General features: G+C 70.9%; 12 protein-coding genes. 7 read left to right on the forward strand and 5 right to left on the reverse strand.

Going from position 1 to position 8807, the window contains the following annotated elements; genetic code table 11:
* On the reverse strand, positions 1-226 hold a 226-nt coding region (locus HLK59_RS45510), incomplete at its 3' end, for a nitronate monooxygenase (RefSeq protein WP_171147550.1).
* 252 nt (positions 227-478) lie between these two features.
* On the opposite strand from HLK59_RS45510, the gene HLK59_RS45515 reads away from it, so the two are divergent.
* The 5 genes from HLK59_RS45515 to HLK59_RS45535 all read left to right on the forward strand — a co-directional run bounded on the left by HLK59_RS45515 (position 479) and on the right by HLK59_RS45535 (position 3609).
* Positions 479-1411: a LysR family transcriptional regulator gene (locus HLK59_RS45515; RefSeq protein WP_171147551.1), complete on the forward strand. Its 933-nt coding sequence runs from the start codon at positions 479-481 to the stop codon at positions 1409-1411.
* Between the two features lie 135 nt (positions 1412-1546).
* On the forward strand, positions 1547-2356 hold the full coding sequence (locus tag HLK59_RS45520; protein WP_206328370.1) for an MBL fold metallo-hydrolase: 810 nt from the start codon (positions 1547-1549) through the stop codon (positions 2354-2356).
* A 34-nt stretch (positions 2357-2390) separates the two neighbouring features.
* A complete protein-coding gene (locus tag HLK59_RS45525) occupies positions 2391-2798 on the forward strand; it encodes a tautomerase family protein (RefSeq protein ID WP_171147552.1) in 408 nt (135 codons plus the stop codon).
* A 150-nt stretch (positions 2799-2948) separates the two neighbouring features.
* Positions 2949-3176: a hexameric tyrosine-coordinated heme protein gene (locus HLK59_RS45530; RefSeq protein ID WP_171147553.1), complete on the forward strand. Its 228-nt coding sequence runs from the start codon at positions 2949-2951 to the stop codon at positions 3174-3176.
* Between the two features lie 217 nt (positions 3177-3393).
* The gene (locus HLK59_RS45535) at positions 3394-3609 is read left to right on the forward strand and encodes a hypothetical protein (RefSeq protein WP_171147554.1); all 216 of its coding nucleotides are present in this window, start codon (positions 3394-3396) and stop codon (positions 3607-3609) included.
* Positions 3610-3668: 59 nt separating this feature from the next.
* Here the strand turns inward: HLK59_RS45535 and HLK59_RS45540 are convergent, their stop codons facing one another.
* Complete coding sequence (locus HLK59_RS45540) at positions 3669-4031, reverse strand: DoxX family protein (protein WP_171147555.1); 363 nt, start codon at positions 4029-4031, stop codon at positions 3669-3671.
* A 119-nt stretch (positions 4032-4150) separates the two neighbouring features.
* Between HLK59_RS45540 and HLK59_RS45545 the strand changes: the two genes are divergently transcribed.
* The gene (locus HLK59_RS45545) at positions 4151-4405 is read left to right on the forward strand and encodes a helix-turn-helix domain-containing protein (protein WP_240983024.1); all 255 of its coding nucleotides are present in this window, start codon (positions 4151-4153) and stop codon (positions 4403-4405) included.
* Here HLK59_RS45545 and HLK59_RS45550 read toward each other — a convergent pair.
* Positions 4384-5241 carry a YhjD/YihY/BrkB family envelope integrity protein gene (locus HLK59_RS45550; RefSeq protein WP_171147557.1) on the reverse strand — a complete coding sequence of 286 codons (858 nt, stop codon included), beginning with the start codon at positions 5239-5241 and terminating at the stop codon, positions 4384-4386. The two genes, HLK59_RS45545 and HLK59_RS45550, sit on opposite strands and share 22 nt — an antisense overlap.
* Positions 5242-5414: 173 nt before the next feature.
* On the opposite strand from HLK59_RS45550, the gene HLK59_RS45555 reads away from it, so the two are divergent.
* Positions 5415-6311, forward strand: coding sequence for a phosphorothioated DNA-binding restriction endonuclease (locus HLK59_RS45555; protein WP_171147558.1), 897 nt, complete (start codon positions 5415-5417; stop codon positions 6309-6311).
* 18 nt (positions 6312-6329) lie between these two features.
* Here HLK59_RS45555 and HLK59_RS45560 read toward each other — a convergent pair whose 3' ends face one another.
* Both HLK59_RS45560 and HLK59_RS45565 read right to left on the reverse strand, forming a co-directional pair.
* Positions 6330-7295 carry a fumarylacetoacetate hydrolase family protein gene (locus HLK59_RS45560; protein WP_171147559.1) on the reverse strand — a complete coding sequence of 322 codons (966 nt, stop codon included), beginning with the start codon at positions 7293-7295 and terminating at the stop codon, positions 6330-6332.
* A partial coding sequence (locus tag HLK59_RS45565; protein WP_171147560.1) for an MFS transporter occupies positions 7292-8807 on the reverse strand: 1516 nt, incomplete at its 5' end. The genes HLK59_RS45565 and HLK59_RS45560, both read right to left, overlap by 4 nt.

Consider the following 8807-nt stretch of genomic DNA (forward strand, 5'->3'; position numbering starts at 1 on the left):
GGACGGGGTTGGGGGCGAAGAGATTGACGCCGAAGACCGCGGTCTTGGATCGCACCGCGGCGATCTGCTCGGCAAGGCCCGTTCGGGTCTTGTAGCCCCCGGCGAGGAAGCCGAGTCCACCGGCGTGTGCCGCGGCGACGACGAGCGCGGGGGTACTGGCGCCGCCCGCCATGGGAGCGGCCCAGACGGGCAGATCGGTGGTGAGATCGGTCAGGTCGCGGGGCATGGCGGCTCCTCCGAGAGGGCGGTCGAGGACTCATGCGGTCCGGGTGCCTCGGGGCCGCCTGAGCTGGTGACAGCAGTGAGGACGGCACGCGACCGCCGCCCAGGCGCAGGCGAGCGTCGAAGAAGGAGTCCTCCCACCTCGTAGCCGCTACCGGGTGCATGTGCTTCCCGATCGACGCTAGGCGGCGCACGCGGCGGCGAGAAATGCCGGTTACGCTGCATTCATGTGTCCCAGGCATAGCGCGAGGCAGCGATGACGGCCTCCGGCCACACAACCCCGTCCGGGATCGAGCTGCGGCACCTGCGGGCGTTCGCCGTCGTGGCCCGGCACCGTTCGTTCACGCGGGCCGCCGAGGAGCTGCTGATCACACAGCCTGCCCTCAGCCGTACGGTCGCCCAGTTGGAGGCGGGCCTCGGGGTGCGTCTGCTCGACCGGTCGTCCCGTGGTGTCACGCTCACCGATACGGGTGCCGAGTTCCTCGTCCACGCCGAGCGGACCCTTGCCGCCTTCGACGCGGCCGTGGCCGCCGCGCGGCACAAGTCCGTCGTGCGGCTCGGTTTCAGCTGGCTGCTGCCCGACCCGTGGGCTCAGCGCGCGATCGCCGGCTTCGAGCGTGCCACGGACGCGCGGGTCGAACTGGTGCGGTGCGACGACCCGTTGGACGCCCTCGACCGCCAGACCGTCGACGTCGCCCTCGTACGCGGTGGCAGGCCGGTCGGCACCACCGTACGGACGGCTCACCTGTACGACGAGCAGCGCGTCGCCGTCCACGCCCGCGAAGCACACCCGGGCGCGGGTTCCGAAGCCTCCCGCACCCCTCCCCCGCAGGTTCTGTCCTGGCAGGACGCACCCGAGTGGACGCTGGTCGTCAACACCGTCAGCGGTACGACCGGCCCTTGGTGCTGGCCGGACGGAGGAGGACCGCGGCGGTACGTGGAGACCGCGAACTTCGACGAGTGGCTCGAATCGGTGGCCGCGGGGCGCGGCATCGGCATCGTGCCCGAGGTCGCCGAGCGCCGTATCCACCACCCCGCGCTGCGTTTCCTACCGGTGACTGGCGCGCCGCCCAGCCCGGTCCGTCTCGCCTACCGACCGGACACCGGGACGGGGTCCGCGCTGTTGCGCCGCTTCCTCGACGCGGCCCTGGTCGCGGCCGCGACCTGCGCCCATGCAGGTGAGGCATAGCGCCGACCGGAGCGGCATTTCCGCTCACAGGCACGATCTCCCTACGGTCGACGGCGGAGGGACCTGGAGCGGGCCGGACCATCCGGTGCCGCCCGGCGGGGCCCCTCCCCTGCACCGACCAAGGAGCCCGGCACCATGGGATCGCCCTCCCCACTTCTCCCCCGTCACGACGGCTCGGCCATGGTGGTCGGCGGACCCACGACCGTCCTCGACCTCGGCGGGCTGCGTATCGTCTCCGACCCGACCTTCGACGCCCCGGGCCCGCACGGCTATCTGACCAAGACCGAAGGGCCGGCGGTCACCGGGGAGCGGCTCGCGGACGTCGGCCTGGTCCTGGTCAGTCACGACAACCATGCCGACAACTTCGACGACAGCGGCCGCGCCTTTGCCCTTGCCGCCCCGCTGCTGCTCACCACGACCGGTGGCGCGAAGCGCCTCGGCGGGCCCGCGAAGGGCCTGGCCGCTTGGGACACGCACGGCCTCGGACGTCCGGACGGCGGCCTGCTGACCGTCACCGCCGTACCCGCCGTCCACGGACCCGAGGACGGCGAGCGCGACCCTGAGGGCGAGGTCAATTGCCAGGTCGTCGGCTTCGTCCTCGCCGGAGAAGGCCTGCCCACCGTCTACGTCAGCGGGGACAACGCCTCCATCGGCACCGTCGCCGAGATCGCCCGCCGCATCCCCGGCATCGACGCGGCCGTCCTCCACGCCGGCGCCGCCCGCGTGCCCGGCAAGTTCCGCGAACGCCCCGTCAGCCTCGACGGCGTCCGCGCCGCCGCGGCCGCAGCCGTCCTCGGAACGCCGGTCAACATCCCGGCCCACTACACCGGCTGGGCCCACTTCACCGAAGGCCGCGACGCCATCGAGCACGCCTTCGACGACGCCGGCCTCACGTCCCTCCTGGCCATCGCCGACCACGGCACCTGGCTCTCCCTCAAGCCCTGACCCCCACCCCACCACACCTCGAAGGAGCTCCCCCATGCCCCTCGTACGCATCGACCTCATCCGCGGCCGCAGCCCCGAGAACATCAAGGCCATCGCCGCCGCAATCCAGCAGTCCCTCATCGACGTCCTGAAGATCCCCGAGCGCGACCGCTTCCACGTCATCACCCAGCACGACCCGGACGAGATCATCGCCCTGGACGCAGGACTCGGTTTCCAGCGCAGCGGTACCGGGACCGTCATCGTCCACATCTTCACCCAGCGCGGTCGCGGCACCGAGGACAAGCAGCACCTGTACCGGACGCTCGCCGCCCAGCTCGCCGAAGCCGGCGTCGACGGCAAGGACCTCTTCATCAGCTACTTCGAGAACGGTCCCGACGACTGGTCCTTCGCCGACGGCCGCGCCCAGTACGTCGAAGGCGATCTCCCCGTACCCGGACGCTGATCGCCCTGCCCGGCCGCTCCCGCCGCAGAGAAGGCCGGGCCCGGTGCGCCCCCGCAGCGGACGGGCCGGTAAGCGACACGGCCTGTCCGCCCGAGGATCAGGGGCTCGGAGCCGTCACACCACCCCATCCACACCGTGCAGGAGCACCCCATGGAACTCGTCCCCAACGACACGCTCAAGACCGCCACCCCGCAGGAGGGCCGTGAACTCGCCATCAAGATGGCCCGTCTCGTCATCAAGGCGACCCAGCCCGATGCCGAGGTACGTGAACGGCTGCGGCCCATATACGCGGAGAGCCCCGACTCCCTCATCGCCATAGGCCAGGTGGTCGCGACCGAGTTCGCCACCATCGCCGCCGCCAACGACTACTGGCGCTGACCCACCCACCCGGCACGTTTCCCCTGGCACGGGGGCGAGCGCGAGGCGATGCCGACGGACGGGCCCTCACCGACCCCGTCACCCTCGCGGCCCGGGCGGCGCCCCGCGTCTCGCGAGGCCGTTCAGGCAGGCGTTGTGCCGCTCTCCCTCATCGCGAGGTCGGTCCGCGCGAATGCGTCGGCGCGCGCCCGGCGTCTGGGCGGGTCAGGCTGAGTGCATGGTTTCGGTGATGCCCGTGACGGTGTACCCGCCCGCCGAGGACGGCGGCCGACGTGTCCGCATCGGTGACCACTTCGTCGGGATCGCGTACGGAGTCACGGACATCGCCGCGTTCGTGCAGGAGGCCGGGCTTCAGGACTGGGACGAGATGGACGTGGTCAGGTCCGGGCTGATCGAGTGGCGCGGCGGCGGACCTGACGTGTGGAAACGCTGAGACCTGTGCGGGACGTTGCGTGGGTCGCGACGCAGAGATACGACACGGCGTTCGGTGCGTCAGAATGCGGTCGCCAGCCACGCCGCGACTCCGGCAAGGGCTATCAGGACCACGTTCAGGCCGGTGTCCTTGGCCTCCCCGCGGGACAGGTGAAGACCGGCCGCAAGGACCTGTAGGACGACGAAACCGACCGCCGCCAAGACCGCCAGAACCGGCGCGATCCCCGTCAGCGGCGGCAGGACCAGCCCGGCCACGCCGAGGATCTCCACGGCGCCGACGAGCCGGACGGCCGGCATCGGAACGGTATCGACCCACCCCATCATCGGCGCGAGTTCCTCCTGGCTCTGAGCGATCTTCTTCCCGCCGGCATAGAGGTAGAAGAGACCGAGCAGTGCGGCAACGATCCAGTAGGCGACGACCACCGCGTAACCTCCAATAGTTACGACTTGTAAGTGGGGCCATGATGGATCGCTGTCGCAGGGTCTACAAAAGGCACACCCGGTGGACCCTTCTCGTGGTCGCGACCCTCCACGGAGAACGCATGCGGTTCACGGCACTGCTGCAACGCGTCCCGGGCATCTCGCAACGGATGCTGACCCTGACGCTGCGGCACCTGGAACGTGACGGACTCGTCGCCCGCACGGCCTTCGCCGAGGTGCCGCCACGGGTCGAGTACGAACTCACCGCGGTGGGCCGCACACTGATCGAACCCGCCGTGGCGCTGGCCGAGTGGGCCGTCGAGCACAACCCCGACATCGAGCGCAGCCACCGCGCCTACGACTCCCGCGGAGACTGACCCTCGTCCGGCTCCCGCCTCAGGTACCGGTTCAGTGGCGGCTCTTCCGCGAGGACGGCGCCGATCGTCACGGCGAAGGTGATCGCGCCGCACACGACGATCAGCCAGGACAGCAGAGTGAGGACCAGGCCCAGGGAGCCGTACTCGGCCAGCGCGCGGTTGAGAGCGGCCGGCATGTACAGCCGGGCGGTCAGTCCGAGGGCGGTACTGGCGGCACCGCCGAGCAGCGCGCCCGGCAGCAGCGGCAGCCAGGGGACACGGCCGGCGAGGAGAAGGTGCTGAGTCCACAGCCATACACCTGTGCTCACGACGAAGGTGAGCGGAACGCCCAGCCACGCGCCTGTCCCGAAGCCGCCCTGCACTGGGCCCTGCAACAGCACGACCAGTACGAGGGCCAGGAGCCACACCACCCAGCGCCAGGCCGCGATCCTGGTGCCTGCCTTCGGTAGTCGCCAGGCGCGTTCGCAGACCCGGGTCATGGCGCGGCTGAAGCTCGTGGCGGAGATCAGAGCCACGGACAAGCCGATGACACCACTGGTCTCACGCACGCCGTTGTCGGGTGAACTGCCCAGCACCTGGCTCAGTTCCATGTCCGACTGGCCCGTCAGGCCGAACATCGTGCGCAGGGAGTCGCGCAGTTGGTCGCGGACACCGTGCGGTGCGAACGCGGCGACCGCGAACAGCAGGGGCACCGACGCCAGGAACGCCTGCGCGGCAAGCCTCGTCCCCGCGTCGAGCAGGTTGGCGGACAGCAGTCGGTTCGTGAGTTCACTCACGACGGGGAAGCGCTGCTCTGCCTGGGTACGCAGGCGCTCCAGCCGTGCCACCCACGCCATACGGCCTCCTGACATGCCCCACCCCACAGGACCAGTCAAGGCGCCGCGCTCCGGGGCTGTCGCGCGGTGGTGATCCGATCGGGGCATCTGCATCGGGGCATCTGTATCGGGGGATCCGTATCGGGGCACCCTTATCGGATCGCCTCCCACCGCCCTCGCTACGATCAGCGGCCATGGACTGGCTGGAGCACACCGCGAAGTTGAGGCAGTGGTCCAGGAACGGATCACGCGCACCGCACAAACCGCTCCTGCTCCTGTACGCCCTCGGCCGCTTCCAGGAGGACCCCGACGGCGAGCTGCGGTACAGCGCGGTGGAAGAGGACCTGCAACGGCTGCTGACGGAGTACGGCCCGCCCAACAGGACGACGCCCGCCTACCCGTTCCACCATCTGGTCAGCGACGGTGTGTGGGAGGTGCGTACCGATCGCGGGCCGGGCAGTCCGGGCACGGGCCTGCGGGACCTGCGGGAATCAGGGGCCACCGGGCGCCTCACCCCCGACCTCGGTAACGCGCTGCGCCGCGAACCGGAACTGCTGCACCGCATCACGCGGTCGCTCCTCGACCAGCACTTCCCTCCCTCGCTCCATGACGAACTGCGCGAAGCCGTCGGCCTGATGGATCCGGAACCCGAGCGGACCGGCCCGCTCTCCGCCACCCGGCGCCAACGGGACCGTCGTATGCGCGAGTCGGTGCTCACGGCGTACGAGTACCGGTGCGCCTTCTGTGGCTACGACGGCCGGATCGGCACGGTTCCGGTCGGGTTGGAGGCCGCGCACGTGCGCTGGTGGGCCTTCGACGGGCCCGACGAGGTCGACAACGGTCTGTGCCTGTGCTCACTGCACCACAAGCTCTTCGACAAGGGTGTCCTCGGCATCGACGACGGCCATCGTGTGCTGGTCTCCCAGCGCTTCGTCGGCCACAGCCCCGCCGCCCGCGACCACGTCACCGCACTCGCCGGCCGCCCCCTCCTCGGCCCTCAGCCGGGCGCGCGCCCCGTCGCCGCCGCCCACCGCGCCTGGCACACCAGCCAGGTCTTCCACGGCGAACCACGCCCGGCCGTACCGGCCTGACGGACCACGGCACGAGCCTCAGCCGCGGGGCGCCACGGCTCGGCGCCTGCCGCGGGCACCAGGCAGGGGCACCGGTGCGACGCCGTCGACGACGGTGTTGCTGACGGTGCCGATGCCTTCGACGGTGATGGTCACGGTGTCGCCGGGAGTGAGGGGCGGTGGCTCCAGTACGCCGTGGCGTCCCCACAGTTCCGCGAGACAGCCGCCGTTGCCGCAGGTGCCCGAGCCGAGGACGTCGCCGGGGCGGATCCAGGTGCCGCGGGAGGCGTAGGCCGCCATCTCCTCGAACGTCCATGACATGTTGGTCAGTCGGTCCTGGCCGACCGGCTCGCCGTTGACGTGGACGGTCAGGGCGAGGTCGAGGAAGCCGTCCTTGTCGCGGTGCGGTTCGAGTTCGTCGGTGGTGACCAGCCAGGGTCCGAGGGTGGTGGCGGTGTCCTTTGCCTTGGCGGGGCCGAGTTTGACCTTCATCTCGTCGCCCTGGAGGTCGCGGGCGGACCAGTCGTTGAGGATCGTGTAGCCGATGATGTGATCGCGCGCCTGCTCGGGCGTGAGGTCCCGGCCCGCTTTGCCGATGACGGCGGCCACTTCGAGTTCGAAGTCGAAGCGGCGGCAACCGGGCGGCACGGGCACGTCGTCGTGGGCGCCGATCATCGCGTACGGGTTGGTGAAGTAGAACGCGGGCGCGGCGTACCACTCCGCGGGCACCGTGTCGCCGTAGCGGGCGGCGACACCGACGACGTGGCTTTCGAAGGTCATGTAGTCGCGGACGGTCGGCGGCTGCAGCGGTGGCAGCAGTCGTACGTCGTCCAGAGGCACGGGCAGGGAGCGACTCCTGGCGTCCTCGCCCGCCGCGCGTAGCGTCTCCTCCCCTTCGACGATGAGATCGAGCAGGTCGACCGGGTATTCGAAGGGGTGGACCTGGTGGCCGTCGACGACTCCGGACTGCCACTTGCCGTCGTGCACGAAGGTCGCGAACTTCACGCCGTGCTCTCCTTCGTCTCGGCAGGCCGGGTACCTCCTGGCCGTATCCCGACGAAGACGGCGGCGACCACGGCGGCGACGGCGCACGCGGCGGCGGTGAGCAGCAGGCCGTTGTTGTAGCCCTGGGCCAGGGCGTCGGAGGTGTAGGGGGCGATCTTGGCGCTGAGTGGGCCGAGTTCGGCAGTGTGCAGGGCCAGCGGACCGCCCTCGGTCAGGACGGCGGTGGCGATGCCGTGCTCCTTGGGGGTGAGGCCCGCGTCGGCGAGGCTGCCGGTGAGCTGGCTCGTGGCCATGCCGAGGGCGACGGCGCCGACGACGGCCGGGCCGAGGGTCTGGCCGAGGTCGCGGACCAGGCTGGTGGTGGCGCCGGCCATGCCGGTGAGGCTGGGCGGTACGACGTTCACGGCGGCCGCCGTGATGGCGGCGACGACCAGGCCGAAGCCGACGCCGTTGAGGACGAGCGGACCGAGGAGGGGCACCAGGCCGGTTTCGTGGACCGGGACCGCCCGGAGCCAGAGTTGGGCGACGGCCAGCGAGACGAAGCCGGTGACGAGCATGGGGCCGGGGCCGACGCGGTGCAGGAGGCGGACCAGCAGGGGCCAGATGAAGGGAGTGATGCCCTGGATGATCAGGAAGGGCACCGCGGTCTGGAACGGGCTCTGGTGCTGGATGACGCCGAGGCGGATGCTCAGGTCGTAGGCGCCGCCGAGGAAGCCGAACATGCCGATCACCGCCATCGCGGCGGACGCGGCGAAGGCCGGGATACGGAAGAGCTCCAGTCGCAGCATCGGGGCGGTGCCGCGGTTCTCGACCGCGATGAACGCGGCGAGGAACACGACGAAGGCGACGAAGGACAGGACGATGGGCGCCGAGCCCCAGCCGTCCGAGGGGCCCTGGATGATGCCGTACAGAAGCGAGAGCATCGCCAGGGCGATGGTGATCTGGCCGGGCCAGTCCAGCGAGCGTCCTTCGGGGGCGCTGGACTCGGCCGCCAGCAGCCAGGCCGCCCCGGCGGTGACGACAGCGATCACTCCGGTCACGCCGAACGCCCACTGGAAGGAGGTGTGCTCGACGATGCCGCCGGACAGGAGCGGCGCGATGAGGGCGCCCAGGGACAGCGCCGTGGTCCAGGAGGCGAGGCCCTTGGCCCGCGCGGCCGGGGTGGTGGTGACGGCGGTGATCATCGTCAGGGAGGCGGGGAAGAGTGCCGCGGCTCCGATGCCGGAGATGGCCTGACCGGTGATCAGCTGGGCGGGGGTGTCGGAGGTGGCGGAGACCAGGTAGCCGACGGCGGCCAGCAGGGCGGCGCCCACCACCAGTTTCTTGCGGCCGTACAGGTCGCCGAGCACGCCGAAGGTGAGGGCGAGGACGGCGGCGGGCACCAGGAACGCGTCGCTGATCCAGGTCAGTTCGGCGCCTGAAGCCTGGAGGGTGCGCTGCATGACGCCGTTGATCGCGGCGGGCAGCACGAGCCCGATCTGTGCGAGGCAGACGGCGAGGCAGCCCGCGACG

Origin of the sequence: Streptomyces sp. S3(2020), from assembly GCF_013044505.1 — a bacterium.
In the GTDB taxonomy this organism is placed as follows: domain Bacteria; phylum Actinomycetota; class Actinomycetes; order Streptomycetales; family Streptomycetaceae; genus Streptomyces.